20 protein-coding genes, 1 tRNA gene and 1 pseudogene are annotated in these 25878 nt (G+C 72.2%); 12 read left to right on the plus strand and 10 right to left on the minus strand.

Going from position 1 to position 25878, the window contains the following annotated elements:
• Both ACFZB3_RS04460 and ACFZB3_RS04465 read right to left on the minus strand, forming a co-directional pair.
• Positions 1-1773: an AAA family ATPase gene (locus tag ACFZB3_RS04460; RefSeq protein ID WP_391369782.1), complete on the minus strand. Its 1773-nt coding sequence runs from the start codon at positions 1771-1773 to the stop codon at positions 1-3.
• A 69-nt stretch (positions 1774-1842) separates the two neighbouring features.
• Positions 1843-3246: a hypothetical protein gene (locus ACFZB3_RS04465; protein WP_391369417.1), complete on the minus strand. Its 1404-nt coding sequence runs from the start codon at positions 3244-3246 to the stop codon at positions 1843-1845.
• A 90-nt stretch (positions 3247-3336) separates the two neighbouring features.
• On the opposite strand from ACFZB3_RS04465, the gene ACFZB3_RS04470 reads away from it, so the two are divergent.
• Positions 3337-3412 (plus strand) — tRNA-Trp (locus ACFZB3_RS04470).
• 104 nt (positions 3413-3516) lie between these two features.
• Here ACFZB3_RS04470 and ACFZB3_RS04475 read toward each other — a convergent pair.
• From ACFZB3_RS04475 to ACFZB3_RS04490, 4 genes and pseudogenes are all read right to left on the minus strand, one after another.
• Positions 3517-4362, minus strand: coding sequence for a hypothetical protein (locus tag ACFZB3_RS04475; protein ID WP_391369420.1), 846 nt, complete (start codon positions 4360-4362; stop codon positions 3517-3519).
• A gap of 67 nt (positions 4363-4429) precedes the next feature.
• Positions 4430-5404: an acyl-ACP desaturase gene (locus ACFZB3_RS04480; protein ID WP_391369423.1), complete on the minus strand. Its 975-nt coding sequence runs from the start codon at positions 5402-5404 to the stop codon at positions 4430-4432.
• Between the two features lie 227 nt (positions 5405-5631).
• Positions 5632-6408, minus strand: a complete 777-nt coding sequence (gene ddaH / locus ACFZB3_RS04485; RefSeq protein WP_391369426.1) for a dimethylargininase — start codon at positions 6406-6408, stop codon at positions 5632-5634.
• A gap of 96 nt (positions 6409-6504) precedes the next feature.
• Positions 6505-8143, minus strand: a pseudogene (locus ACFZB3_RS04490) (ABC-F family ATP-binding cassette domain-containing protein).
• Between the two features lie 353 nt (positions 8144-8496).
• On the opposite strand from ACFZB3_RS04490, the gene ACFZB3_RS04495 reads away from it, so the two are divergent.
• Positions 8497-9342, plus strand: a complete 846-nt coding sequence (locus tag ACFZB3_RS04495; protein ID WP_391369429.1) for an isocitrate lyase/phosphoenolpyruvate mutase family protein — start codon at positions 8497-8499, stop codon at positions 9340-9342.
• A gap of 1 nt (position 9343) precedes the next feature.
• Here the strand turns inward: ACFZB3_RS04495 and ACFZB3_RS04500 are convergent, their stop codons facing one another.
• A complete protein-coding gene (locus tag ACFZB3_RS04500) occupies positions 9344-9760 on the minus strand; it encodes an SsgA family sporulation/cell division regulator (RefSeq protein WP_361290489.1) in 417 nt (138 codons plus the stop codon).
• A 203-nt stretch (positions 9761-9963) separates the two neighbouring features.
• Here ACFZB3_RS04500 and ACFZB3_RS04505 point away from each other — a divergent pair, with 203 nt between their 5' ends.
• The 3 genes from ACFZB3_RS04505 to mmpA are packed head-to-tail and all read left to right on the plus strand — an operon-like array spanning position 9964 to position 12027.
• Positions 9964-11067, plus strand: a complete 1104-nt coding sequence (locus ACFZB3_RS04505) for a WD40/YVTN/BNR-like repeat-containing protein (protein WP_391369432.1) — start codon at positions 9964-9966, stop codon at positions 11065-11067.
• Positions 11068-11127: 60 nt separating this feature from the next.
• Positions 11128-11820 (plus strand): endonuclease V, encoded by a 693-nt coding sequence (locus tag ACFZB3_RS04510; RefSeq protein WP_391369435.1) that lies wholly within the window; start codon positions 11128-11130, stop codon positions 11818-11820.
• A 60-nt stretch (positions 11821-11880) separates the two neighbouring features.
• Positions 11881-12027, plus strand: a complete 147-nt coding sequence (mmpA, locus tag ACFZB3_RS04515; protein WP_391369438.1) for a morphogenic membrane protein MmpA — start codon at positions 11881-11883, stop codon at positions 12025-12027.
• Positions 12028-12031: 4 nt separating this feature from the next.
• Here mmpA and ACFZB3_RS04520 read toward each other — a convergent pair whose 3' ends face one another.
• A complete protein-coding gene (locus ACFZB3_RS04520) occupies positions 12032-13210 on the minus strand; it encodes a saccharopine dehydrogenase NADP-binding domain-containing protein (protein WP_391369440.1) in 1179 nt (392 codons plus the stop codon).
• A gap of 179 nt (positions 13211-13389) precedes the next feature.
• On the opposite strand from ACFZB3_RS04520, the gene ACFZB3_RS04525 reads away from it, so the two are divergent.
• From ACFZB3_RS04525 to ACFZB3_RS04540, 4 genes are read left to right on the plus strand one after another with little or no spacing between them, the layout of a single operon-like run.
• Complete coding sequence (locus ACFZB3_RS04525) at positions 13390-14586, plus strand: CoA transferase (RefSeq protein WP_391369443.1); 1197 nt, start codon at positions 13390-13392, stop codon at positions 14584-14586.
• Entirely contained in the window at positions 14586-15599 is a 1014-nt protein-coding gene (locus ACFZB3_RS04530; RefSeq protein ID WP_384041945.1) for an LLM class F420-dependent oxidoreductase, read from the plus strand. Before ACFZB3_RS04525 ends, ACFZB3_RS04530 begins: the two co-directional genes overlap by 1 nt.
• A 57-nt stretch (positions 15600-15656) precedes the next feature.
• On the plus strand, positions 15657-16871 hold the full coding sequence (locus ACFZB3_RS04535) for an acetyl-CoA C-acetyltransferase (protein ID WP_391369447.1): 1215 nt from the start codon (positions 15657-15659) through the stop codon (positions 16869-16871).
• A gap of 40 nt (positions 16872-16911) precedes the next feature.
• Complete coding sequence (locus ACFZB3_RS04540) at positions 16912-19089, plus strand: 3-hydroxyacyl-CoA dehydrogenase NAD-binding domain-containing protein (protein ID WP_391369450.1); 2178 nt, start codon at positions 16912-16914, stop codon at positions 19087-19089.
• Positions 19090-19137: 48 nt separating this feature from the next.
• Here the strand turns inward: ACFZB3_RS04540 and ACFZB3_RS04545 are convergent, their stop codons facing one another.
• Complete coding sequence (locus ACFZB3_RS04545; protein WP_391369784.1) at positions 19138-19869, minus strand: MerR family transcriptional regulator; 732 nt, start codon at positions 19867-19869, stop codon at positions 19138-19140.
• A 252-nt stretch (positions 19870-20121) separates the two neighbouring features.
• Between ACFZB3_RS04545 and ACFZB3_RS04550 the strand changes: the two genes are divergently transcribed.
• Together ACFZB3_RS04550 and ACFZB3_RS04555 are read left to right on the plus strand one after the other, a co-directional pair.
• Complete coding sequence (locus ACFZB3_RS04550; protein ID WP_391369453.1) at positions 20122-21591, plus strand: amino acid permease; 1470 nt, start codon at positions 20122-20124, stop codon at positions 21589-21591.
• Positions 21592-21633: 42 nt separating this feature from the next.
• Positions 21634-22125 (plus strand): macro domain-containing protein, encoded by a 492-nt coding sequence (locus ACFZB3_RS04555; RefSeq protein ID WP_391369456.1) that lies wholly within the window; start codon positions 21634-21636, stop codon positions 22123-22125.
• A gap of 106 nt (positions 22126-22231) precedes the next feature.
• Here the strand turns inward: ACFZB3_RS04555 and ACFZB3_RS04560 are convergent, their stop codons facing one another.
• Positions 22232-23701 carry a M1 family aminopeptidase gene (locus ACFZB3_RS04560; RefSeq protein WP_391369462.1) on the minus strand — a complete coding sequence of 490 codons (1470 nt, stop codon included), beginning with the start codon at positions 23699-23701 and terminating at the stop codon, positions 22232-22234.
• Between the two features lie 221 nt (positions 23702-23922).
• Here ACFZB3_RS04560 and ACFZB3_RS04565 point away from each other — a divergent pair, with 221 nt between their 5' ends.
• Complete coding sequence (locus ACFZB3_RS04565) at positions 23923-25875, plus strand: Xaa-Pro dipeptidyl-peptidase (protein ID WP_391369465.1); 1953 nt, start codon at positions 23923-23925, stop codon at positions 25873-25875.
• The last annotated feature ends 3 nt before the right edge of the window (positions 25876-25878 follow it).

Consider the following 25878-nt stretch of genomic DNA (forward strand, 5'->3'; position numbering starts at 1 on the left):
TCAGCTCCGCCGCAGCTCGGTGAAGACCCCCGTCCAGTACCGCTGCTGCTGCTCGGACGCCCCCACCAGGTAGGTCGCGCGCAGCTTGGCCGGGAGCAGGGCCACCAGGCGGCCGACCGCCGCCCGGTGCCTCTTCAGCTGCGACAGCTCGGCGTTGGCGAGGATCTGGTGCACCACGTCGCTGTCGTCACCGCCCTCGTCCGAGTGCGCGGCGGCTCTGCGCAGCCGGGCCTCCCAGGCGTCGACGTCCCGGGCCAGCTCGCGCAGACCGGTGACCGGGCGGCCCTGGAAACGGTCGACGAGCGCGGTCAGCGGCACCGGCGCGTACTCGCCGTCGCCGAGGTAGACCGTGCCCATCTCCAGCGGCAGCCCCTTGCGGTGCAGCTTGACGAGCCGCTCCAGGGTCCGCTTGGTGATCCAGGCCCGGCCCTCGTCGTCGATGTCGTGCTTCCACCACTCCAGGACCGTCTCGGCGTCCCGGCCGTACCGCGCGAGCAGCCACTCGTTGGCCGGGATGTCCTCGGGCTCGACCTGCAGCGACGCCGTGAACCGGGTCGCCTGGGCGATGTTGTTCCGCGACACCAGCAGCTTGCGGCCCAGGTGGTACGGCGGATTCTGCACGGCTATCTGGGCCCGCAGGTTCTCGATCCGCCGTCCCGCCAGCGACCACTCCTGGGTGACCTCCATCAGCTTGGCGAACGCGGCCTTGTCCTTGGGCCGGTTGTACTCGTCCCACACGATCGCCTTGGGCTCCGGGCCCGTGAAGGGCGCGGCGAGGAGGTTGTCGAGCGTGCCGTCCGGGGACGGCACCGGGGCGCACAGGTCCTCGACGTTCGTCACCGGCAGCGAGAAGTACAGGGCGTCCCGGCCGAGCCCGTCGCGCAGGGTCTCCCGGACCAGCTCCGTCTTGCCACAGCCCGGCGGCCCCTGGAGCAGCACCGTCCAGCGGTTGCGCAGCGCCGCCCGCACCACCTGCCGCACCGGGTCCGCGACCGTCGCCGGGTTGGCGACGCCCAGGCTCGCGGCGATCCGGTCCAGGATCTCGGCCGTACGGTTCTGTCCCGGCCGTCCGTCCGGGCCCGGCTCGGCCAGCCGCAGCCGCTCGCCGTCGACCAGCGGCAGGCCCCACCGCAGCGGGAAGCCCTCGCGCGCGTTGGCCAGCACGTGGTCCAGGGTGCGCGGGGAGAGCAGCTCGCGCAGGGCAGGGGCGAGGGACGCCCACAGGGAGAAGACCGGACGCAGGTCCCAGGGGCGGTACTTGGCCGCGAGATGCCGGCGCCACGACGTGTCGTTGGCCGTGATCCGCATCGTCACCATGCGGTCCAGGAGCGCCAGGTCACCACGGCGTGCCGAGGTCTCCGACAGTGACTCGTTGTCGGTCAGGAACACGCCGACGCAGCCCAGGGCGCGCAGATCGTGCTCGCCCAGCGACCAGTTGCAGGCGATCTGCATGAGCTGCGACTGGATCGTGTCGCCCGCCTGCAGCGAGTCGTCGATCAGCAGCACGAACGGCCGGCCCGGCTTGAGCTGGCTCATCACCAGCTGGCGCAGCACCAGTTCGCCCGTCTGCGGATCCCGGACCGGCGCGTTGACCAGCAGGTCGTCCGGGGTCAGGTTCGCCGCCGGCACGTACACCAGGGCGGTGTCCGGGTGGGCGCGGGCGAGGTGCGAGAAGAACGTCGCCGTCTTGCCGATGCCGTGCTCGCCGAAGACCTGCCCGGTCTGACCCATGTCGATCATCGCGTCGATGAAGGACTCCAGACGGGAGGCCATGGGCTGCTCCGTCCGCTCTGTCTGCTGCGTCTGCTGCGTCTGCTGTGTCTTCTGCGTCTGTGTGGTCATCTACCGTGATCCCGTGGTGACGCGATGGCAGTCCATCGCGGGTGTGTGCGTCTCGGGCCAGTCGTTGCCGCCCTCGGTGATCAGCCAGATCCATTTCTCCGGCTCGGCCGGGGTGATCGGCGGGGCGTATCCGTCGGTGAGCACGACGACCGCGTCCGGGTTCACCTCGCAGCGCCGGCCCGCCACTTCGGTACGGCCCTCCACGAAGTCCGCGACCACCTGGAAGCTGGTGCCGCCCCCGCCGTACACCCTCTCGCCGGGCCGGAACGGCATCACCACGGCGTCGAAGGACAGCCAGTGCGCCTGCACCCCGTCGATCCGGCCGACGAGCCGGGTGAGCCAGTCGATCACCCGCTCCGGCATCGAGCCCGAGGTGTCGTACGCGATGACCAGCACCTTGTCGCGCACCGGGCCGCGCCGGGCGAGCATCGGGTTCTGGCCGAGGGCCGCGAGCAGGGCGCCGCGCTTCTTCGGGTACACCAGCCGCTCGCCGTCGCGCAGCCGGGAGCCCAGGACGTCGACCAGCCAGCGCTGCCACCAGTCGACGGTCCCGGTGCGGGTGGTCTCGCCGCGCAGCATGCCCGCGCCCAGCTTCCCCCAGAGCTTCGCGGCCCGCGCCGAACCCTCCTCCGTGCGGTCCATGAGGTCGAGCAGCTCGCGCTCGGCGCCCGCGTGGCCGCGCCGGGCCGCCAGCAGGGAGTTGAGCAGCGCGGACGAGGCCACCGCGTCGACCGTCTCCTGGTCGGCGGGGACCAGACCGGCCACCAGGTGCGGGCACAGCGGCGGCGGCACCGGCGGATCGCACATCCGCTTCAGTTCGCCGTAGACGCGCATGTCGGTCTCGATGAACTCCTCGTACACGAGGGGGTCCAGGCCGTGGGCCGTCAGGTCCTGCCGGTAGGCGTCGTGCACCGCGCGCGGGTCCACGCCCGTCGGCCGGCCGTCCAGCACGGGCAGCTCCGTGCGGCCCAGACGGACCAGGGTCACGTGGTTGATGGCGACCTCGGCGGCCAGCGTGAAGACCGGGTCCTCGCGCAGCTCGGGACCGGCCAGGAGATGCCGGTGCACCAGATGCCGGGCCTCGTGGAACAGGACGAACTTCACGCCGTCCAGGCCGAGGCCGACGAAAAAGTCCGGGTTGTAGAGCAGCAGGCAGGTGCCGTCGCCCGAGGCGACCACGGCCGCCGTGTCCACCGCCGTCGTCGGGATCTGGTGCGGGCACTTCGAGTACAGCCACGAGGCCACCGCCGACTCCGTCAGCCCGAAGTCCAGCAGCGCGGCCTCCTTCAGCCGCCGCGCCTCAGCCACGACCTCCGGATCCGCCGGGCGGTAGGCCTCAAGCGCCCTGCGGTCGGCCAGGCCTACCACGAGAGGGCGTGGCCGCCCCCGCTCTCCGTACGCCATGTGCCGTCCCCCGCCCCGCAGTTCCCCCGGTGCTCCATTGGTACCAGCCGGCACTGACAACGGGCCAAGGCATTACGCTCTGCCGCAAGGGCGGGGCCGTAGCGCAGAGGCAGGCGCACCGGTCTCCAGAACCAGAACACGCCGGTTCGAATCCGGCCGCCCCGCCCCCCTCACGCGGCCCACCGGGTCGTCCCCGTCGCGCTGCTGGTCCGGGCCGTGAAGCTCACCGAGCGCTGTCCGGAGACGTACCGGCAGCGGGTGGGGGGCCGGTCAGGCGATGGCCCCCGCGGTCCTGACCAGTTCCGCGGTCGTGCCGTGGAAGGTGTCCAGGAGCTGGGCCAGCACCGCCCAGGCCTCCTCGCGGTCGCCCAGGTGGTCCCGGACCAGCGGGCGCAGCGCGTCCCCCGCCTCGGCGGCGCGGCGCGGGAACAGCACGTGTCCCAGGGAGAGCACCTTGAGGACGTCCAGGGCCGGTCCGTGGTCCAGCGCGTAGCCGGCCGGGCCGTCCAGGATGCCCGCCTGGCGGACCCGGAAGTCGAACTTGCGGTGGCTGCCGAACTGGGCGCGCAGCGAGGGCGGGCAGTCCGGGCGGACGGACAGGGCCCAGCGGACGTAGCCGGGCAGGGAGTTCTCGCGGTCCGCCTCGGCGACCGTCTGCCAGTGCTCACGCCGGTAGACCATGGAGGCGGTCTCCCGCGCCGCCGCCATGGACGCCGACTCGCGCAGGGCGGCCACGAGTCCGACGCGGGCGACCCGGTCGGGGACCGGCGGCTCCGCCTGGTTGTCGCGCAGGGCCGGATCGACCTGCACCGCGAGGAGCCGGCCCGGGCCGAACGGCACGCCGTCCAGGACGGCCCGCCGCAACGCCGTCTCCCGGTCGGTGAGCAGGTGCCAGACCACGACGTTCAGATCCGGGTCGTCCTCCTGGAGCATCCACAGCACCACCGAGGACGGCAGCGCCGGCACCCATGGGGAGATCCGGCGACCGGCCTCCCGGAGGTCCTCCGGCACCGGCCGGGGCAGCCCGACACGCGCGCGTACCCGGTCGGCGTCCGCGGCGTCGATCAGGTCCAGCAGGAAGCCGACCGCCCGGCCGGAGGTGGTGTCAGCACGCATGCGCGCATGATGCCGCAGGCCGCCGACAGGGCGCACCGGAAAATCCGGGCGCCCGTCCGTCGTCGCGTCAGGCGCCGGCGCGCGCCGCCATCCGGGCCTTGCGCGCGGCCAGCTTCTCGTCGAACTTCGCGGCCTCCGCGTCCAGTCCGCCCATGAACAGGCCGAGTTCCTCCTGCGCCTTGAGGCCCTCCGGGCCCAGGCCGTCGATCTCCAGGACCTTCAGGTGGCGCAGCACCGGCTGGAGCACGTCGTCGTGGTGGATGCGCAGGTTGTAGACCTCGCCGATCGCCATCTGGGCGGCGGCCCGCTCGAAGCCGGGGATGCCGTGCCCGGGCATCCGGAAGTCCACGACGACGTCCCGCACCGCCTGCATGGTCAGGTCGGGGGCCAGTTCGAACGCGGCCTTCAGGAGGTTGCGGTAGAAGACCATGTGCAGGTTCTCGTCGGTCGCGATGCGGGCCAGCATGCGGTCGCAGACCGGGTCGCCGGACTGGTGGCCGGTGTTGCGGTGCGAGATGCGGGTCGCGAGCTCCTGGAAGGCGACGTAGGCGATCGAGTGCAGCATCGAGTGCCGGTTGTCCGACTCGAAGCCCTCACTCATGTGCGACATCCGGAACTGCTCCAGCTTGTCCGGGTCCACCGCGCGCGAGGCGAGCAGGTAGTCGCGCATCACGATGCCGTGCCGGCCCTCCTCGGCGGTCCAGCGGTGCACCCACGTGCCCCAGGCGCCGTCCCGGCCGAACAGCGAGGCGATCTCGTGGTGGTAGCTGGGCAGGTTGTCCTCGGTGAGCAGGTTCACCACCAGCGCGGTCCGGCCGATCTCGGTGACCTTGGACTGCTCCTTGCCCCAGGCCTCGCCGTCCTCGAAGAAGCCGGGGAAGTTGCGGGCGTCCGTCCACGGCACGTACTCGTGCGGCATCCAGTCCTTGGCGACCTTCAGATGCCGGTTCAGCTCCTTCTCGACCACTTCCTCCAGGGCGTACAGCAGCCGCGCGTCGGTCCACACGGACGGGCTGCCGAGGTGGGGAGAAGTGATCGTCACGAGAACTCCAGGGGGACGCCGAACAAGAGCGGATGAACGGGGGAAGACCGGCGAGCGGGGCCGGAAACCTACGTGATCGTAGGCTACGAATCCGTAGGTTACGAAGCCGTAGGTTAAGTGCGCTGTAAAGACTGCTGATCAGGCCTGGTGCGCAAGGCCATTCGGGACATGCCAAGCGGCCCCGGGACGCGCAGGTCCCGGGGCTGAAGAGGTGAAACGATCACCCGTCAGGCGTACAGCTCCCGCAGCCGCACCGAGAGGCACGTCACACATCCCTCAAGCTTCTCGAACTCGGATATGTCCACCGTGACCACCTCGTGGCCGAGGTCGGCCAGCAGCTCCGCGGTCTTCGGCGCGCTCGCCGACATGAGCAACTTGCCGCCGCCGAGCAGCACCACATGAGCGCCGGCTTCCTCGGGCACCGCCAGGAACCCCGGGAACAGCGACGGCCGGTCCACGTTCGGGATGTGCCCCAGAATCGTTCCGTCGGGCAGCGCGGTCACCGCCGACTTGAGATGCAGCACCTTGCTCACGGGCACGGCGACCACCCGCGCGCCCAGCGGCTCGAACGCGGCCCGCAGCTGCTGCACCCCGGCCGCGTTGGTCCGTCCGCCGCGGCCGACGTACACGGTGTCGCCGACCTTGAGGACGTCACCGCCGTCCAGGGTCCCCGGTTCCCAGATCCAGTTCACCGAGCAGCCGAGCCGGGCCACCGCCTCCTCGACGCCGGCCGTCTCCGCGCGCCTGGACTCGGCGCCGGGCCGGGTGATCAGCGCCACGTTCCGGTACATGACGACCGTGTCCTCGACGAACACCGAGTCCGGGCAGTCGTCCTCCGGGTCCACCTCGACGGTCTCCCAGCCGTGCGTGCGCAGGGCCTCCGCGTAGGCCTCCCACTGCTCCTGGGCGAGCTCGACGTCGACCTTCTCCCGCTCGATGTGCGTCACCAGGCCTTCGGCGAGGCGCGGGCTGGGGCGGCGGATGAGGGCCTTCTTGCTGGGCACGACGGGTCTCCGGGGTCGGGGTCGGTCCGGCGCCCATGGCGGGGCGCCGGACCGCCATCATGCAGGGCGGGTCCGTGTCGACAAAACCCCCCGTTGTCAGGCTGTGTCCTCCCCGAGCCGGGCCACCTCGTCCGGAGTCGTGCCCGTCAGCTCCCCGTCCGCCATCAGCAGCCACCGCGTGATCCCGACCGACTCCAGGAACGGCAGGTCGTGACTGGCCACGACCAGGGCGCCCGCGTACGACTCCAGGGCCGTGGTGAGCTGCCGGACGCTCGCCATGTCGAGGTTGTTCGTCGGCTCGTCCAGCATCAGCAGCTGCGGCGCGGGCTCCGCGAGCAGCAGCGCGGCCAGCGCGGCCCGGAAGCGCTCGCCGCCGGAGAGCGTCCCGGCCTGCTGGTCGGCCCGGGCGCCCCGGAACAGGAAGCGGGCCAGCCGCGCCCGGATCCGGTTGTTGCCGGCGTCCGGCGCGAACCGGGCCACGTTCTCGGCGACGGTCAGCCCGTCGTCGAGAACGTCCAGCCGCTGCGGCAGGAAACGCATCGGCACGTGCGTGTGCACCTCGCCCGCGACCGGTGCCAGCTCCCCGGCGATCGTCCGCAGCAGCGTCGTCTTGCCCGCGCCGTTGCGCCCGATCAGCGCGATCCGCTCGGGCCCGCGCAGGTCGACGATCCCCTTCACCCGCGAGCCGTGCGCGAGCTCCAGGTTCTCCAGCGTCAGCACGTTCCGGCCCGGCGGCACGGCCGTGTACGGCAGTTCGACGCGGATCTCGTCGTCGTCCCGCACCGCCTCCACCGCCTCGTCGAGCCGCTCCTTCGCCTCGCTGAGCCGTTCCTCGTGCATGATGCGGTGCTTGCCCGCGGACTCCTGGGCCGCGCGCTTGCGCGCCCCCATGACGATCTTCGGCTCGCGCTTCTGCTCGAACATCTTCTGCCCGTACCGCTTGCGGCGGGCCAGTTTGACCTGGGCGTCGGAGAGTTCGCGCTTCTGCTTGCGGACATCGGCCTCGGCGACCCGCACCATGCGCTCGGCCGCCTCCTGTTCGACGGCCAGGGCCGCCTCGTACGCCGAGAAGTTGCCGCCGTACCAGGTGACCTCCCCGGCGCGCAGGTCGGCGATCTGGTCGACCAGGTCGAGGAGTTCACGGTCGTGGCTGACCACGATCAGCACGCCCGGCCAGGAGGCGACGGCCGCGTACAGCCGCCTGCGGGCGTACAGGTCGAGGTTGTTGGTGGGTTCGTCGAGCAGCAGCACGTCCGGTCGCCGAAGGAGCAGCGCGGCCAGCCGCAGCAGCACCGACTCGCCGCCGGACACCTCGCCGACGGTGCGGTCCAGGCCGATGTGGTCCAGGCCGAGTTCGCCGAGGGTGACCAGGGCGCGCTCCTCGACGTCCCCAGGCGTCGCCGAGCGTCTCGAAGTGCGTCTCGGACACGTCACCCGCCTCGATGGCGTGCAGCGCGGCCCGCCGCTCGGCGATGCCGAGCACCTCCTCGACGCGCAGCGCGGTGTCGAGCGTGACGTTCTGCGGGAGGTGGCCGACCTCACCGGCCACCTTCACGGAGCCGTCGGCCGGGGTGAGTTCTCCGGCGACGAGCTTCAGCAGCGTCGACTTCCCCGATCCGTTGACACCGACCAGGCCGGTGCGGCCGGGGCCGAAGGAGATGTCCAGGCCGTCGAAGACGGGGGAGCCGTCGGGCCAGGCGAAGGACAGGGACGTGATGCTCAGGGATGCTGACATGGGCGCCTCGCGGTTGCTTGCGGTGTCGGGGGACGGACGCGTGTCGAGACACCGCGAGGCAGCAGCCGAGAGGGCCAGGGAGAGATCCTGTGCCGGGAGGACGGCTCGCACGCCGAGGTCGAACGCCACAGACACACCTCACGGGTGTGACGCGGTGTCTCGGGACCTCAGACGAGCAACGTCCTTCTCCAATCGGCGGCAACAGGACGTGTCCACCGTACGAGCGGGCTCGGCGAGGCGTCAACGCATTAAAACCGGGGCGTCGACGCGCGGGACGGCGGTCCGGCCGGGCGCCACCTGCATGTCGGATTCCTGCCAGCCTCCGTCCGGCACGGGGTGGTTGAGTCGTCCGCATGACGAACAACCAGAGCACCCTCCGGGACCACGCCCTCGCCTTCCACGCCCTGCACGTCCCGGGGCGGCCGCTCGTCCTCCCCAACGCCTGGGACGCGGTGAGCGCCCGGCTCGCCGAGGACGCGGGTGCCGCCGCGGTGGCCACCACCAGCGCCGGGCTCGCCTGGGCCCTCGGCGCCGCCGACGGCGACCGGCTGGACCGGGAGCGTGCGCTGGCGGCCGTGCGGCGCATCGCCGCCACGGTGCGGGTTCCGGTCAGCGCCGACATCGAGAGCGGGTACGCCGAGGACCCGGAGGGTGTCGCCGACACCGTCCGCGCGGTGCTCGCGGCGGGCGCGGTGGGCGTCAACGTCGAGGACGCGCTGTACGGCGACGAGGCGGGCGACGGACCGCTGCGGTCGGTCGCCGGGCAGGCCGAGCGCATCGCCGCCGCACGGGAGGCCGCGGACAAGGAGGGCGTGCCGTTGTTCGTGAACGCCCGGATCGACACGTTCCTGCGTGCCGGCGGGGGAGTGGACGCCACCCTGGAGCGGGCCGCCGCCTTCCGGGCCGCGGGCGCCGACGGGATCTTCGTCCCCGGGGTGGTCGATCCGGCGACGGTCAAGGAGCTGGTCGAGGGTGTCGACGGGCCGCTGAACGTGCTGGTGGGCCCGGGCGCGCCGGCCGTCGCCGAACTGGCCGCCCTCGGGGTGGCCCGGGTGAGCGCCGGCTCCGGCCTGGCCGAGGCCGCGCACGCGGCCGTCCGCCGCGCCGCGCGGGAGCTGCTGGACGCGGGAACGTACGGGGCGCTGGCGGGCGGGCTCGGCTACGGCGAGCTCAACGCCCTGCTGGCGCGGGAGAGCTGACTCAGCAGGCGTCCCGCATCAGCTCGGCCAGGTCGTGGTCCAGGTCCAGCTGGAGGTGTTCGAGACCGGTGGGCACCAGGTCGCCGGTCGCCTCCAGGAACCGGCGTATCTCGCCCGTGCGCACATGGATGACGGCGGTGCCCTCGGGGGCGTGGAACTCCAGCACGGTCCGGTCGTAGCCGTACGGCCGCACCCGGACGTCCCCGCTGCCCTCGGGGGCGTGCAGCCCGGCCGCCAGCAGCTCGCGGGAGAACGTCCAGCAGACGTCGACCCCCTCCAGGGTGGCCGGGGCCGGGAAGGTCATGCGCACGGCGAACGGGTCCTCGCGGTCGTAGCGCAGGGTGGCGGGGATGCTCGGCATGCGCGGTGACGCGGCGACCAGGCGGGCCTCTACGGGCTGCTCGATGACGATGGACAACGCCTTGCTCCCTCGTGACGGCTGTACGAATTTCCGGGCGTGTGAGACCTGGCACTGGAAGAGACGACGGAAGCGGCCGATCCGTGCACGCGAAGAGCGAGTGACCTCCGTCACCGGCGCTATTCACACCCGGGGCTTACCTGCCACGAGGGGCCGCGGGGCCCTCTGGACGGCGCCGTGGCGGTCGGCTAGCTTCGCGCGCCATGAGGCGCTTGGGGAGCACGCGACGCACAGGACGAGCCCGACGTACCGGCCGGGCGGCCGTGGTGGGGGTGGCGTGCGCGGCGGCGCTGGCCGCGCTGACCGCCGGTTCCGCACAGGCCACGACCAGGGCGCCGCACTGGGCGCTCAAGGACACCGGCAGCCCGGACGTGCGGTTCCGGGGCCTGGCCCCCGTCGACCGGGACACCGCATGGCTGGCCGGTACCGGCGGCACCGTGCTGCGCACCACGGACGGCGGGACGAGCTGGCGGAACGTCTCCCCGCCGGGCGCGGGCGACCTCCAGTTCCGGGACGTCGAGGCGTTCGACGCGCACCGCGCGGTGGTGCTGGCCATCGGCGAGGGCGAGGCGTCCCGGGTCTACCGCACCGAGGACGGCGGCCGGACCTGGACGGAGTCCTTCCGCAACACCGACCCCGCCGCCTTCTACGACTGCATGGCCTTCTTCGACCGCCGCCACGGCCTCGCCATGAGCGACCCGGTCGACGGGAAGTTCCGCATCCTGTCGACCAGTGACGGCGGCCGCTCCTGGCGGGTGCTGCCGGACGACGGCATGCCGGCCGCCCTGGCGGGCGAGGCGGGCTTCGCGGCGAGCGGCCAGTGCCTGGTCACCTCCGGGCCGAAGGACGCCTGGCTGGCCACCGGCGGCGGCGCGCACGCGCGCGTGCTGCACTCCACCGACCGCGGCCTGACCTGGACCGCCGCCGACACCACGATCCCGGCGGGCGACCCGGCCAAGGGCGTCTTCGCCGTCGCCTTCCGCGACCGCACCCACGGCCTCGCGGTCGGCGGCGACTACCGCGCCGACCAGGCCTCGCCGCGGGCGGCCGCGGTCACCCCGGACGGCGGCCGCAGCTGGCGGCCCGCCGCCGCCCCGCCGCCCGCCTACCGCTCGGGCGTCGCCTGGCTCCCGCACAGCCGCACCACGGCCCTCGCCGTCGGCCCCACCGGCACCGACCTGACCACCGACGGCGGCCGCACCTGGCGCACCGTCGACACCGGTTCGTACGACACCGTGGCGTGCACGCCGGACCTGAGCTGCTGGGCGGCCGGCGAACAGGGGCGGGCGGCACGGCTGGAGAACTAGCCGGACCGTCACGACCCGTCGGCGCACGCGCGCGTGGCGGGCCGTACGCTCGTGCCCACCATGACGACGACCGTAGGCGTACCCGCGGGCTGGCCCGCGACCGAGGAAGCGGCCCTGGCCGTGCAGGACGAGCTGCGGGGGCGGGTGGTCCTCGACGAGCCGGGCCCGGCGCCCGGCACCGGGCACGTCACCGGCGTCGACGTGGCCTACGACGACGAGCGCGACCTGGTGGCCGCCGCGGCCGTCGTCCTGGACGCGGCGACCCTGGAGGTCGTCGCCGAGGCCACCGCCGTCGGCCGGGTCTCCTTCCCGTACGTGCCGGGACTGCTCGCCTTCCGCGAGATCCCGACCGTGCGGGCCGCCCTCGACGCCCTGCCCTGCCCGCCGGGCCTGGTCGTCTGCGACGGCTACGGCCTCGCCCATCCGCGCCGCTTCGGCCTCGCCAGCCACCTGGGCGTCCTCACCGGCCTGCCCACCATCGGCGTCGCCAAGAACCCGTTCACCTTCGCCTACGACGACCCCGACGCCCCGCGCGGCAGCCACGCCCCGCTCCTCGCCGGCGCCGAGGAGGTCGGCCGCGCCCTGCGCACCCGGGACGGCGTGAAACCGGTGTTCGTCTCCGTCGGCCACCGGGTGGGCCTCGGCAACGCCTGCGCCCACACGCTCGCGCTCACCCCGGAGTACCGCCTGCCCGAGACCACCCGCCGCGCGGACGCGCTGTGCCGCAGTGCGCTGCGTGAAGCCCAGGCCTGAGTAGCGATTCTGAGTACGAGTACGGATGCTGTCGTTACAGTCCGGCGGCAGGCTTTCCGCATGACCGCACACCGCACCCTCGAGTCCGTTGCCGCCTCCGCCCAGCCCGTCGAGCGCACGGTGACGGCCGCGCTGGTCCTCGCCGTGGTGGTGGGGTTCGGGTGGATGGCCGGGATGCTCTACACCGTGATCCAGTGGCAGTCCTAGGCGTTCAGCGGGTCGCCGCCACCCGGAAGCCGATCCCGGCCGCGCGCAGCCGCTCGGTCAGCGCGTCGCCCATCGCCTGCGCGGTGGTGACCTGGCCGGCCGTCGGCGGCAGGTCGTCGAAGGCCAGCGACAGGGCGGCCTCCGCGAACATCTTCGCGGTCTCGCCGTAGCCGGGATCCCCGCCCGAGACCTCGGTGAAGACCCGTCGTCCGCCGCCCTCGCCGACGAACCTGACCGTGAACCAGCTGCGGGCCCGCTTCTCGGCGTCCGGCCCCTCCCCGGGCCTGAGCCGGTCCGACAGCCAGCGCCGGGCCGGCGGCAGCTGGGCGGCCGCGGTGACCGCGCCGACGGCCGCGATCCCGCCGAGCGCCATCGGCAGGTGCCTGACGGCCGCGTAGTGCCGGTAGCGGAAGTCGGGGCCGTAGCGGTCCAGGGCCCGCGCCGAACGGCGCACGATCTGGGCGTCTATGGTCGGCAGCGGCAGCGCCCAGGCGCCGACCTCGGACGCGAAGCGCGGGACGCCCGTCGGCGCGCTCGCCCGGCGGCCCAGCAGCCGGGGCTCGTGCCGGGCGCGGTCCCGTGCCGCGGCGAGCATCTGCCGGGGACGCGCGAACTGGTCCAGCGCGGAGGCGAAGGTGCCGCCGGAGAAGGTCGCGTCGGCGGTCACGAACCCGTCCACGGTCAGCGGCACCCCCTCCGGCAGCTGCCGGACCGTGAAGTAGGCACCCAGGTCGTGCGGGACCGAGTCGAAACCGCACGCGTGCACCAGGCGGGCGCCCGTCTCACGCGCGCGTGCGTCGTGCCGGACGTACGTCAGGTCCACGAACTCCGGCTCGCCGCACAGGTCCAGGTAGTCGGCGCCGGTGTCCGCGCAGGCCGCGACCAGGTCCTCGCCGTAGCGGCCGTAGGGGCCGACCGTCGTGGCCACCACGCGCGCGTGCTCGGCGAGGGCGCGGACCGTGGCGGGCTCCGCGACGTCCGCGCGCAGCACCCCGACCGCCGCGCCGCCCGGCAGCCGCTCGCGCAGCGCCTCCAGCCGGCCCTCGTCCCGGGCCGCGAGGGCCCAGCGCAGGCCTTCCGGCGCGTGCGCGGCGAGGTACTCGGCGGTGAGCTCGCCGACGAAGCCGGTGGCTCCGAAGAGCACGAGGTCGTAGGGACGGTCCGTCGTCTTCAGCCTGCTCATGACACCTCTCGGTCGTGCAACCCGTGCCGTTGTCGGTGGCTGAGGCTAGCGTGAGGAGTGCGGACGCACCCCCACCGGGTATCTTGACTAAGCGCTTGCTCGTCCACTCTTGTGCCCAGTGGAACGTGTTCTTAGCATCGTCGGTGTTACATCAGTTGTGTCACATGACTGGGGGCGGCATGACCACGGCAGGGACGCCAGGACACGGCCCGCTCTCCGGCGTGCGCGTGGTCGAGCTGGCCGGTATCGGCCCCGGCCCGTTCGCCGCGATGCTCCTCGCCGACCTGGGCGCCGACGTGGTCCGCGTCGACCGGCCCGGCGGCCCCGGGCTCGCCATCGACCCGGCGTACGACGTCACCAACCGCAACAAGCGCTCGGTGCTCGTCGACCTCAAGTCCCCGGACGGTCCCGCCCGCGTCCTCGACCTGGCCGCGCGCGCCGACATCCTGATCGAGGGCTACCGCCCCGGCGTCGCCGAGCGGCTCGGCGTCGGCCCCGAGGACTGCCACGCCCGCAACCCGCGCCTGGTCTACGGCCGGATGACCGGCTGGGGCCAGCAGGGGCCCCTCGCGCACCGCGCGGGCCACGACATCGCCTACATCGCCCTCACCGGCACCCTCGGCATGATCGGCCGCCCCGACGAGCCCCCGGCCGTCCCCGCCAACCTGCTCGGCGACTACGCCGGCGGTTCCCTGTACCTGGTCGTCGGCGTCCTGGCCGCGCTGCACCACGCGCACGCGACCGGCACCGGCCAGGTCGTGGACGCCGCCATCGTGGACGGCACCGCGCACCTCTCCGCGATGATCCACGGCATGGTGGCCGCGGGCGGCTGGCAGGACCGGCGCGGGGCCAACCTGCTGGACGGCGGCTGCCCGTACTACGGCACCTACGAGACCGCCGACGGCGGCCACATGGCGGTCGGCGCCCTGGAGCCCCAGTTCTACGCCGAGTTCCTGCAGCTGCTCGGCGGCCTGGACGACCTGGCCGACGCCCGCAAGGACTGGACCCGCTGGGGCGAGCTGCGCGAGCGCGTCGCCGCCCGCTTCAAGGCCCGTACCCGGGACGAGTGGACGGCGGTCTTCGAGGGCTCCGACGCCTGCGTGGCCCCCGTCCTCTCCCTCCGCGAGGCCCCGCACCACCCCCACCTCGCCGCCCGCGGCACGTTCACCGACCACGGCGGCATCACCCAGCCGGCCCCCGCCCCGCGCTTCTCCGCGACCCCCACGGCCGTGCGCACCGCCCCCGCCCGCCCGGGCGCGGCCACCGCCGAGGTGGCTCGCGACTGGGACGTACCGGCACTCCTCGACGACCACGACGACTTCGACGACCACGCCGACCACGACGCCGACCGACACCACGACAAGGACGCCACCTGATGGAGCTCTCGACCTTCCTCGACTACGCGGGCGACCCGCGTGCCGCCGCGGACCAGGCGGCCGCGCTGGAGTCGGCGGGCCTCGACGCGGTCTGGGTCGCGGAGGCCTACGGCTTCGACTCGCCCACGCTCATGGGCTACCTGGCCGCCCGCACCGAACGGATGAAGATCGGCTCCGCGATCCTCAACGTCTACTCCCGCACCCCCGCCCTCATCGCGCAGACGGCCGCCGGCCTCGACGCGGTCTCCGGCGGCCGCGCGATCATCGGGCTCGGCGCCTCCGGCCCGCAGGTCGTCGAGGGCTGGCACGGGAAGGCGTACGACAAGCCGCTCGGCCGCACCCGCGAGACGATCGAGCTGACCCGGCGGATCCTGCGCCGCGAGGTCATCGACCACCACGGCATCACCGACATGCCCCGCCCCGGCGGCCTCGGCAAGCCCCTGAAGATCCTCACCAAGCCGGTCCGCCCCGACGTCCCGCTCTACGTGGCCTCGCTGGGCCCCGCCAACGTCCGGATGACCGCCGAGATCGCCGACGGCTGGCTGCCCACCCTGTTCATCCCCGAGAAGGCCCACCAGGTCTGGGGCACGCCCCTGGCGGAGGGCGCCGCCCGCCGGGACCCGGCCCTCGGCGAGCTGAAGATCGTCGCCGGCGGCCTGCTCGCCATCGGCGAGGACGCGGCCGCCGTACGCGACCTGGCCCGCCCCCGGATCGCCCTCTACGTCGGCGGTATGGGCGCCCCCGGCAAGAACTTCTACAACGACCTCGCCGTCGCGTACGGCTACGAGAAGGAGGCCCGGCTCATCCAGGAGCTGTACCTCGCCGGCCGCAAGAAGGAGGCCGAGGCGGCCGTGCCGGACGAGTTCTGCGAACTCATATCCCTGTGCGGCCCGGAGGGGTACGTCCGGGACCGCATCGCCGCCTTCCGCGAGGCGGGCGTGACCATGCTGGAGATCGCCCCCGTCGGCCCGGACCCGGCCCGCCTGGTCGAGACGGTCAAGAACTGGCTCTGACCCGCCCCCTCCTGAAAACTCTCGTTTCGTGAAAAACCCTCGTTGAAAGGCTTGTCAGTGAGCACCGAAGCGTACGTGTACGACGCGATCCGCACCCCGCGCGGCCGCGGCAAGGCGAACGGCGCCCTGCACGGCACGAAGCCCATCGACCTGGTCGTCGGACTCATCCACGAGATCCGCGACCGCTTCCCGGACCTCGACCCGGCCGCCATCGACGACGTCGTGCTCGGTGTCGTCGGCCCGGTCGGCGACCAGGGCTCCGACATCGCGCGGATCGCCGCGATCGCCGCCGGACTGCCGGACACGGTCGCCGGCGTGCAGGAGAACCGCTTCTGTGCGTCCGGCCTGGAAGCCGTCAACATGGCCGCCGCCAAGGTCCGTTCGGGCTTCGAGGACCTCGTCCTCGCGGGCGGCGTCGAGTCGATGTCGCGAGTGCCGATGGCCTCGGACGGCGGCGCCTGGTTCAACGACCCGATGACCAACCTGGCCGTCAACTTCGTGCCGCAGGGCATCGGCGCCGACCTGATCGCCACCATCGAGGGCTTCTCCCGGCGGGACGTCGATGAGTACGCGGCGCTCTCCCAGGAGCGCGCGGCGACGGCCGTGAAGGAGGGCCGCTTCGAGCGTTCCGTGGTCCCCGTGAAGGACCGCGCGGGCCTGGTCGTCCTCGACCACGACGAGCACCTGCGCCCCGGCACCACCGCCGACTCCCTCGCCAGGCTCAAGCCCTCCTTCGCCGACATCGGCGAACTGGGCGGCTTCGACGCGGTCGCCCTGCAGAAGTACCACTGGGTCGAGAAGATCGACCACGTCCACCACGCGGGCAACTCCTCCGGCATCGTCGACGGCGCCTCCCTGGTGGCCATCGGCACCAGGGAGATCGGCGAGCGCTACGGCCTCACCCCGCGCGCGCGGATCGTCTCGGCCGCCGTCTCCGGCTCCGAGCCGACCATCATGCTCACCGGCCCCGCCCCCGCCACCCGCAAGGCGCTCGCCAAGGCCGGTCTCACCATCGACGACATCGACCTGGTCGAGATCAACGAGGCGTTCGCGGCGGTCGTGCTGCGCTTCGTGAAGGACATGGGCCTGTCCCTGGACAAGGTCAACGTCAACGGCGGCGCCATCGCGCTCGGCCACCCGCTCGGCGCCACCGGCGCGATGATCCTCGGCTCGCTCGTCGACGAACTGGAGCGCCAGGACAAGCGCTACGGCCTCGCCACCCTCTGCGTCGGCGGCGGCATGGGCATCGCCACCATCGTCGAGCGCGTCTGACATCCCCGCGGAACCAAGAGACCTCACGGAGACACGACCCATGACCGAGAGCACCACCATCCGCTGGGAACAGGACGACACCGGCGTCGTCACCCTCGTCCTGGACGACCCCAACCAGTCCGCGAACACCATGAACGCGGCCTTCGCCGAGTCCCTCGCCGCGGTCACCGACCGCCTGGAGGCCGAGCAGGACTCGATCCGGGGCGTCGTCTTCACCTCCGCCAAGAAGACCTTCTTCGCCGGCGGCGACCTGCGCGACCTCATCCGGGTCACCCCCGAGACCGCCCAGGACCTCTTCGACGGCGGCCTCGGCGTCAAGCGCAACCTGCGCCGCATCGAGACCCTCGGCAAGCCGGTCGTCGCCGCGATCAACGGCGCGGCCCTGGGCGGCGGCTTCGAACTCGCCCTCGCCTGCCACCACCGCGTCGCCCTCGACACCCCCGGCACCAAGATCGGCTGCCCCGAGGTCACCCTCGGCCTCCTCCCGGGCGGCGGCGGAGTCGTCCGCACGGTCCGCCTCCTCGGCATCGCCGACGCCCTGCTGAAGGTCCTCCTCCAGGGCACCCAGTACAACGCCACGCGCGCGTTGCAGAACGGCCTCATCCACGAGGTGGCCCAGTCGCCGGAGGACCTGCTGGCCAAGGCCCGCGCCTTCATCGACGCCAACCCCGAGTCGCAGCAGCCCTGGGACAAGCCGGGCTACCGGATCCCCGGCGGCACGCCCGCCAACCCCAAGTTCGCCGCCAACCTGCCCGCCTTCCCGGCCAGCCTGCGCAAGCAGACCAACAACGCCCCCTACCCGGCGCCGCGCCGCATCCTCGCCGCCGCCGTCGAGGGCAGCCAGGTCGACTTCGAGACCGCCCAGGTCATCGAGGCCCGCTACTTCGTGGAGCTGGCCGCCGGGCAGACGTCGAAGAACATGATCCAGGCGTTCTTCTTCGACCTCCAGGCCGTCAACTCCGGCGCCAACCGCCCCAAGGGCGTCGAGCCCCGCAAGGTCACCAAGGTCGCCGTCCTCGGCGCCGGCATGATGGGCGCAGGCATCGCCTACTCGTGCGCCCGCGCGGGCATCGACGTCGTCCTCAAGGACGTCTCCGCCGAGGCCGCCCAGAAGGGCAAGGGCTACTCCGAGAAGCTGTGCGCCAAGGCCGTCGCCAAGGGCCGCACCAGCCAGGAGAAGGCGGACGCCCTGCTCGCGCGCATCACGCCCACCGGAGACCCGCAGGACCTGGCCGGCTGCGACGCGGTCATCGAGGCCGTCTTCGAGGACACCGCCCTCAAGCACAAGGTCTTCCAGGAGATCGAGTCCGTCGTCGCCCCCGACGCCCTGCTCTGCTCCAACACCTCCACGCTGCCCATCACCGCCCTCGCCGAGGGCGTCGAGCGCCAGACCGACTTCATCGGCCTGCACTTCTTCTCGCCCGTCGACAAGATGCCGCTCGTCGAGATCATCAAGGGCGAGCGCACCGGCGACGAGGCCCTGGCCCGCGCCTTCGACCTGGTCCGGCAGATCAACAAGACGCCGATCGTCGTCAACGACTCGCGCGGCTTCTTCACCTCCCGGGTGATCGGCCACTTCATCAACGAGGGCGTCGCCATGGTCGGCGAGGGCATCGAGCCCGCCTCCGTGGAGCAGGCGGCGGCCCAGGCCGGCTACCCGGCCAAGGTGCTCTCCCTGATGGACGAGCTGACCCTGACCCTGCCGCAGAAGATCCGCCGCGAGTCCCGGCTGGCCGTCGAGGAGGCCGGCGGCACCTGGACCGCGCACCCCGCCGAGGCGGTCATCGACCGCATGGTCGACGAGTTCGGCCGCCCCGGCCGCAGCGGGGGAGCGGGCTTCTACGACTACGCCGAGGACGGCAGCCGCGCCGCCCTGTGGCCCGGCCTGCGCGAGCACTTCACCAGGCCCGGCCACGAGATCCCGTTCCGGGACATGCAGGAGCGGATGCTCTTCTCCGAGGCCCTGGACACCGTGCGCCTCGTGGAGGAGGGCGTCCTCACCTCGGTCGCCGACGCCAACATCGGCTCGCTGTTCGGCATCGGCTTCCCCGGCTGGACCGGCGGCGTCCTGCAGTACGTCAACGGCTACGAAGGGGGCCTGCCCGGCTTCGTGGCACGCGCGCGTGAACTCGCCGAGACCTACGGCGAGCGGTTCACCCCGCCCGCGCTGCTGGTCGAGAAGGCGGAGAAGGGGGAGACCTTCACGGACGGCCGCTGAGCCGACGCCGAGCCGGGTGCGCGGAGCGGATCCTCCCCAGGAACCTTCTCAGGAACCTTCGCAGGATCCGTCTCCGGAGCCGTCGAGCCACTGGTGCACCTCCGCGCTGAGCGACCGCTGGAACGCGGTCAGCAGCGCCTGGACCACCAGCGGCTGCATGTGCGCGGACAGGGACTTCACGTCCGCCTCGGTCCGCTCCGCCACCTCGGCCCGGAACAGCTGCGACAGCTCGTGCGCGGCCGCCCGCGCGTGTTCGGTCAGGACCGTGCGCGCGGCCAGGATCGCCTTCTCGGACAGCGGCACGTCGAGGAGCTGGACGGCGAGCCGGAGCAGGCCGGGGTCGATGCGGTAGCCGTCCCCGTCGGGCCGTACGACGTCCATGGCGACGAGCCGTTCGACGTCCTCCCCGTCCAGCGGGCGCCCGGCCCGCCGCCGCAGCTCCGCGGCGGTCACGGTCTCCTCGGTGTCCGGGGCCCAGGAGGCCACCACGGCCCGGTGGATGGCCAGGTCGTGATGGCTCAGGCCGGGCGGCAGCTGCCGCACGTAGCGCTCGATCGCCGCCAGCGTCATGCCCTGGTACTGCAACTCCTCGATCAGCGCCAGCCGGGCCAGGTGCTCGCGCCCGTAGTGACCCACCCGGCGCGGCCCGATCACCGGCGGCGGCAGCAGCCCCTTGGTGCCGTAGAAGCGGACCGTGCGGACCGTGGTGCCGGCCCGCGCGGCCAGTTCGTCGATCGTGAGCGCCGGGTCGCCGGAGCCGCCGTCGGTGTCGGTCGTCATGTGCAGCAGTATCGCTGTCACACCGGCACTGTGACACCAGGTCCCGCATGCGACGTGTTCGGCTGATGTTCACCTTCCCGACAAGATCGTGATCTTGTGAGAAGTCCCGCTCTGTGATCTATGCCATCGCATACGCCCTGGTGCGCGGGGGAAGGTGGCCCCTCGGTCTGTGCCCACAACGAGCGCGCCGGCCGAGTACGTCCGGACACCCGAGCGCGATCCGCTCGGGCGCACCAGAGAGTGGAACCACCTTTGAGCAAGGACTCCGTGGACACGGCGCAGGCCGCCGCCACCCGGACCGACGCGGCCCAGGCGCCCGCGGACGCGGGCGACGCCGGCTACAGCAAGGACCTCAAGGCCCGCCACGTCAACATGATCGCCATCGGCGGCGCGATCGGCACCGGCCTCTTCCTCGGCGCCGGCGGCCGCCTCCACAACGCCGGCCCGGCCCTCGCCCTCGCCTACCTGGTCTGCGGAGTCTTCGCCTTCTTCGTGGTCCGCGCCCTCGGCGAGCTGGTCCTCTACCGCCCCTCCTCCGGCTCCTTCGTGTCGTACGCGCGCGAGTTCCTCGGCGAGAAGGGCGCGTACGTCGCCGGCTGGATGTACTTCCTCAACTGGTCGACCACCGGCATCGCGGACATCACCGCGATCGCGCTCTACACCCACTACTGGTCGATGTTCACGAGCATCCCGCAGTGGACCCTCGCGCTGATCGCCCTCGCCGTCGTCCTGGCGGTCAACCTGATCTCCGTGAAGATCTTCGGCGAGATGGAGTTCTGGTTCGCGATCATCAAGGTCGCGACCCTCGTCGGCTTCATGCTGATCGGCATCTTCCTGCTGGCCACCCAGCACAAGGTCGACGGGCGGACCCCGGGCCTGAGCGTCGTCTCCGACCACGGCGGTGTCCTCCCGCACGGCCTGATGCCGGTCGTCCTGGTCATGCAGGGCGTGATCTTCGCCTACGCGGCCCTGGAACTGGTCGGCGTCGCGGCCGGCGAGACCGCCGAACCGGAGAAGGTCGTCCCGCGCGCGGTGAACTCGATCATGTGGCGCGTCGGCCTCTTCTACGTCGGCTCGGTCGTCCTGCTCGCCCTGCTGCTCCCCGGCTCGGTGTACTCGGCCGACGAGAGCCCCTTCGTCACCGTCCTCTCCAAGATCGGCGTCTCGGGCGCCGGTGACGTGATGAACCTGGTGGTCCTCACCGCGGCGATGTCCTCGCTCAACTCCGGCCTCTACTCCACCGGCCGCATCCTGCGCTCCATGGCCGTGGCCGGCTCGGCCCCGAAGTTCACCGCCCGCATGAACCGCAGCCAGGTCCCCTACGGCGGCATCCTGCTGACCTGCGCGGTCTGCGTGCTCGGCGTCGGCCTCAACTACCTCATGCCCAGCCAGGCCTTCGAGATCGTGCTGAACGTCGCCTCCCTCGGCATCATCAGCACCTGGGTGATCATCATGCTCTGCCACCTGATCTTCGTCCGCCGCGCGAAGGCCGGCCTGGTCGAGCGCCCCGCGTTCCGCCTCCGCTTCAGCCCGGTCACCGAGATCGCCACGATCGCCTTCCTGCTGGTCTGCCTCGGCATGATGGGCAACGACCCCGAGGTCGGCCGCAAGACCCTCCTGCTCATCCCGGTGATCGCCGCCCTGCTGGTGGCCGGCTGGTTCGGCGTCCGCCGCCGGGTCTCCCGAGCGGCCGACGAGGAGCTGACCCGGCTCACGAAGTAGCAGGTCAGGTCCACTGTCAGTGGCATCGCCTACGGTGGCGTCATGTCGGAGATCACATACATCCGGGGTGACGCCACCACGCCGTCGGGCAAGGGCGTCAAGGTGATCGCCCACGTCTGCAACGACCTGGGGGGCTGGGGAAAGGGCTTCGTGCTGGCCCTCTCCCGCCGCTGGCCGGAGCCCGAGAAGGCCTACCGCGCCTGGCACCGGGACCGCGCGAACAACGACTTCGGCCTGGGCGCGGTCCAGCTGGTCCGCGTCGAGCGCTACATCTGGGTGGCCAACATGATCGGCCAACGGGGGACCAGAACCGGCAGCAAGGGCGTACCGGTCCGCTACGAGGCGATCGACACGGCCCTGGGCAAGCTCGCCGAGGAGGCGACCGAACGCGGCGCGTCCGTGCACATGCCCCGCATCGGATGCGGCCTGGCGGGCGGCAAGTGGTCCCGCGTCGAGCCGTTGATAAAGGAGCGGCTGGTGGCCCGACAAATCCCGGTCACCGTGTACGACTACGGCGACGAAGCGCCCCTTTAGCTGTCTGGAGACGCCCCGCTCAGGCGCCCCTTCAGGGGCGCGGGGAACTGCGCGCCCAGCCACCCACGGCCCGCAGCCCCCCCCACCCACCGAACCCGGCACCCCCTCAGTGCACGTCGTTCGTAGCCTCGATCCGCTTCCAAGACTTCGGCTGGACCGGAGCCACCGCCGCCTTGAAAGCTGGAGCCGCCGGCCTCGTCGGCTGGAACAGCCACGCATCGAACAACCCCGACAACGACTTCCCCGACACCTTCTCCGCGTACTCCTCGAAGTCGGCCACCGAAGCGTTCCCGTACGCGTGCTCCTGCGGCCACCCCTTCAGGATCGCGAAGAACGCGTCGTCACCGACCGCGTTCCGCAGCGCCTGCACGGCCAGCGCCCCCCGGTCGTAGACAGCGATGTCGAACTGGTCGTCGGGGCCGGGATCCCCCGGCTTCACCGTCCAGAACGCGTCGTCGGCCGGATGCGACGCGTACACGTAGTCGGCGAGTTCCTGCGTCGTGCCCTCGCCCTCGTGCTCCGACCACAGCCACTGCGCATACCGCGCGAACCCCTCGTTGAGCCAGATGTCCTTCCAGCCCTTGAGGGAGACGTCGTCGCCGTACCACTGGTGGGCCAGCTCATGGACGACCACCGACGTGTTGGCGCCGTTCGCGAACTGCTTCGGGCTGTAGTAGACGCGGGTCTGCGTCTCCAGCGCGTACCCGGTGGTGGTGTTCGGCACGTACCCGCCGGCCGAGCTGAAGGGATACGGCCCGAAGTAGCCGGAGAGCCAGTCGACGAGTTCCCCGGTGCGCTCCACGCTCGCGCGGGCCGCCCCGTCGTTGTCGCCGAGGTCCTTGCTGTAGGCGTTGACGACCGGCACTCCACCCTCGGAGGTGCCCGTCGTGATGTCGAACCTCCCGACGGCCAGGGTGGTCAGGTAGGTCGCCTGCGGCTTGTTCTGCCGCCAGTTGTACCGGGTCCAGCCGAGCTTCGAACTCGTCGACTGGAGCAGGCCGTTGGAGATGACCTGGGTGCCGTCGGGGACGGCCACCGACACGTCGTAGGTCGCCTTGTCCAGCGGGTGGTCGTTGCTCGGGTACCACCACCAGGCGGCCTCGGGCTCGTCCGCCGCGACCGCCCCGTCCGGGGTGCGGTGCCAGGTGCTGAAGCCGTACGCGCTCTTGGTCGACGGCACTCCGCTGTAGCGGACGAGGACGGTGACCTGCGTGCCCTTCGCCAGCGGCGACCTGGGGGTGACGACCAGTTCGTGCTGACCGGACGTGGCGAAGTCCGCCTTCACCCCGTTGACCCGTACCTCGCTGACGTCCAGCAGGAAGTCCAGGTCGAAGCTGGACAGGTCCTGCGTGGTGCGCGCCAGGATCGTCGCCGTACCGGCCAGCTCGTCGGTGGCCGGCTGGTACTGCAGGCGGAGGTCGTAGTGGGAGACGTCGTAACCGCCGTTGCCGTAGTACGGGTAGTAGGGGTCGCCGATGCCCGGCGCGCCGGGGCTGTAGCTCGCGGCCGATGCCGGGATCGCCAGCAGCAGGGAGGCCGCCGCGAGGGCGCCCGGCGCGAGGATTCTGCGGTGCAAGAGAACTCCAGGTCGGTAGGGGGCCGAGGCGCAGCCGCCACACCGCGGCGGCAGCGCCAAGTCGATGGAGCACGAAACTGTTCGGAGCCTATTCAGTCCCTGTGGCCCCTGGCCTGTCCACGGCACCTGCTGTCACACGATCGCCATTCGGCCGCAATCCGTCTGACGGTCCCCCAGATGCCCCCTTCTGCACGGGAGTTGACCCGGGTAGCGTCCGCCCCATGCCGAAACGCACGCGCTTCACGATCTGGAGACCGCTCGCCGTCGCGGCCGTCGCAGCCCTGATCGCCGCCTTCCTCACCCCGGCCGCGGCCCAGGCTTCCGGCGCCCCTCGCGAGAGCCGGCCCGTCTACTCGTACGCGAACGCCATCCGCGAGGCCGTCTGGGTGGACACCGGCCTCGACTCCGACGGCGACGGGAGGACCGACCGGGTCGCCGCCGACATCGTCCGGCCCTCCGAACCCGCCGCACAGGGCCGCAAGGTGCCGGTCATCATGGACGCCAGCCCCTACTACTCCTGCTGCGGCCGCGGCAACGAGAGCCAGCTGAAGACGTACGACGCGGGCGGGAACGTCGTCCAGATGCCGCTCTTCTACGACAACTACTTCGTGCCGCGCGGCTACGCCTTCGTCGGCGTCGACCTGGCCGGCACCAACCGCTCCGACGGCTGCATCGACATCGGCGGCCGCTCCGACATCCAGTCCGCGAAGGCCGTCATCGACTGGCTCAACGGCCGCGCCAAGGCCTACAGCAGCCGCACCGGCACCACCACCGTCAAGGCGAGCTGGACCAACGGGAAGACCGGCATGATCGGCAAGAGCTGGGACGGCACCATCGCCAACGGCGTGGCCGCCACCGGCGTCAAGGGACTCAGGACGATCGTCCCGATCAGCGCGATCTCCTCCTGGTACGACTACTACTTCGCCCAGGGCGCCCCGCTCTACGACTCCGGCCCCGACTGGCTGGCCGGCGCGGTGGAGAGCGACGACGCCTACGCCAAGTGCGGTGCCGTCCAGCAGAAGCTGATCGACGGCGCCCCGCGCAGCGGCGACTGGACCGACCTGTGGACCGAGCGCGACTACGTCAAGGACGCCGCCAAGGTGACGGCCAGCGTCTTCCTCGTGCACGGCATGCAGGACCTCAACGTCCGCACCAAGCACTTCGGCCAGTGGTGGGACGCTCTCGCCAAGAACGGCGTCGAGCGCAAGATCTGGCTCTCCCAGACCGGGCACGTCGACCCCTTCGACTACCGGCGCGGTGCCTGGGTCGACACCCTGCACCGCTGGTTCGACCACGAACTCCTCGGCTACGACAACGGCATCGACCGGCAGCCGATGGCCGACATCGAGCGCCATCCCGACCAGTGGGTGACCTCGTCCGTCTGGCCGCCGCGCGGCACCCGGGCCACCACCCTGCGCCCCGCCGCCGGCACCCAGGCGGGCGTCGGCACCCTCGGCCTGCACAAGGGATCCGGCACCGAGACGTTCACGGACGACCCGCAGCAGAGCGAGACCGACTGGGCCGCCCAGCTCGCCACCCCCACCTCCGACAAGGCCGGCTTCCTCACCGCGCCGCTCACCCGGGACCTGCGGCTGTCCGGCTCGTCCAAGGTGACCGTCACCGCCACGCCGACCACCTCGACGGCCCACCTGACCGCCGTCCTGGTCGACCTCGGCCCGGACACCATCCGCGACTACGCCGACGGCGCCGAGGGCATCACCACCCTCACCGACCGCACCTGCTGGGGCGAGAGCACGGCCGGTGACAGCGCCTGCTTCCTGAGGACCGCGGCAAAGACCAAGGCCGTCGACTACACCGTCTTCAGCCGCGGCTGGGCCGACCTCGGCACCTACGCCGACCCCGGCAAGGGCGTCCCGCTCACCCCGGGCAAGGCCTACACGATCACGCTCGACCTGGCGGCCACCGACCACGTCGTACCCAAGGGCCACCGGCTGGCGCTGATCGTCGCGGGCACGGACAAGGACCTCATCGACCCGCCGTCCACCACCCCGACGCTCACCGTGGACCTGTCCCGGACGACGGCCAGGGTCCCGCTGGTCGGCGGCGCGGACGCGTTCACCCGCGCCACCTCCGCCCGGTGGACCGCGCCCGGGAAGACCGCCCTGCACGGCGTGCGCGCCCCGCGCACCGTCCAGCGCGTCCCCGCGAGCTGACCG

The sequence above is a fragment of the Streptomyces sp. NPDC008092 genome, from assembly GCF_042957285.1.
GTDB lineage: Bacteria > Actinomycetota > Actinomycetes > Streptomycetales > Streptomycetaceae > Streptomyces.

Excerpts from the sequence above, each read along its gene's own strand:
- ACFZB3_RS04520 (WP_391369440.1), bottom strand. The coding sequence starts at position 13,210 with ATGAGCAGGCTGAAGACGACGGACCGTCCCTACGACCTCGTGCTCTTC.
- ACFZB3_RS04510 (WP_391369435.1), top strand. The coding sequence starts at position 11,128 with ATGACGACGACCGTAGGCGTACCCGCGGGCTGGCCCGCGACCGAGGAA.
- ACFZB3_RS04525 (WP_391369443.1), top strand. The coding sequence starts at position 13,390 with ATGACCACGGCAGGGACGCCAGGACACGGCCCGCTCTCCGGCGTGCGC.
- ACFZB3_RS04530 (WP_384041945.1), top strand. The coding sequence starts at position 14,586 with ATGGAGCTCTCGACCTTCCTCGACTACGCGGGCGACCCGCGTGCCGCC.
- ACFZB3_RS04565 (WP_391369465.1), top strand. The coding sequence starts at position 23,923 with ATGCCGAAACGCACGCGCTTCACGATCTGGAGACCGCTCGCCGTCGCG.
- ACFZB3_RS04475 (WP_391369420.1), bottom strand. The coding sequence starts at position 4,362 with ATGCGTGCTGACACCACCTCCGGCCGGGCGGTCGGCTTCCTGCTGGAC.
- ACFZB3_RS04540 (WP_391369450.1), top strand. The coding sequence starts at position 16,912 with ATGACCGAGAGCACCACCATCCGCTGGGAACAGGACGACACCGGCGTC.
- ACFZB3_RS04545 (WP_391369784.1), bottom strand. The coding sequence starts at position 19,869 with ATGACGACCGACACCGACGGCGGCTCCGGCGACCCGGCGCTCACGATC.
- ACFZB3_RS04460 (WP_391369782.1), bottom strand. The coding sequence starts at position 1,773 with ATGGCCTCCCGTCTGGAGTCCTTCATCGACGCGATGATCGACATGGGT.
- ACFZB3_RS04495 (WP_391369429.1), top strand. The coding sequence starts at position 8,497 with ATGACGAACAACCAGAGCACCCTCCGGGACCACGCCCTCGCCTTCCAC.
- ACFZB3_RS04505 (WP_391369432.1), top strand. The coding sequence starts at position 9,964 with ATGAGGCGCTTGGGGAGCACGCGACGCACAGGACGAGCCCGACGTACC.
- mmpA (WP_391369438.1), top strand. The coding sequence starts at position 11,881 with ATGACCGCACACCGCACCCTCGAGTCCGTTGCCGCCTCCGCCCAGCCC.
- ACFZB3_RS04555 (WP_391369456.1), top strand. The coding sequence starts at position 21,634 with ATGTCGGAGATCACATACATCCGGGGTGACGCCACCACGCCGTCGGGC.
- ACFZB3_RS04465 (WP_391369417.1), bottom strand. The coding sequence starts at position 3,246 with ATGGCGTACGGAGAGCGGGGGCGGCCACGCCCTCTCGTGGTAGGCCTG.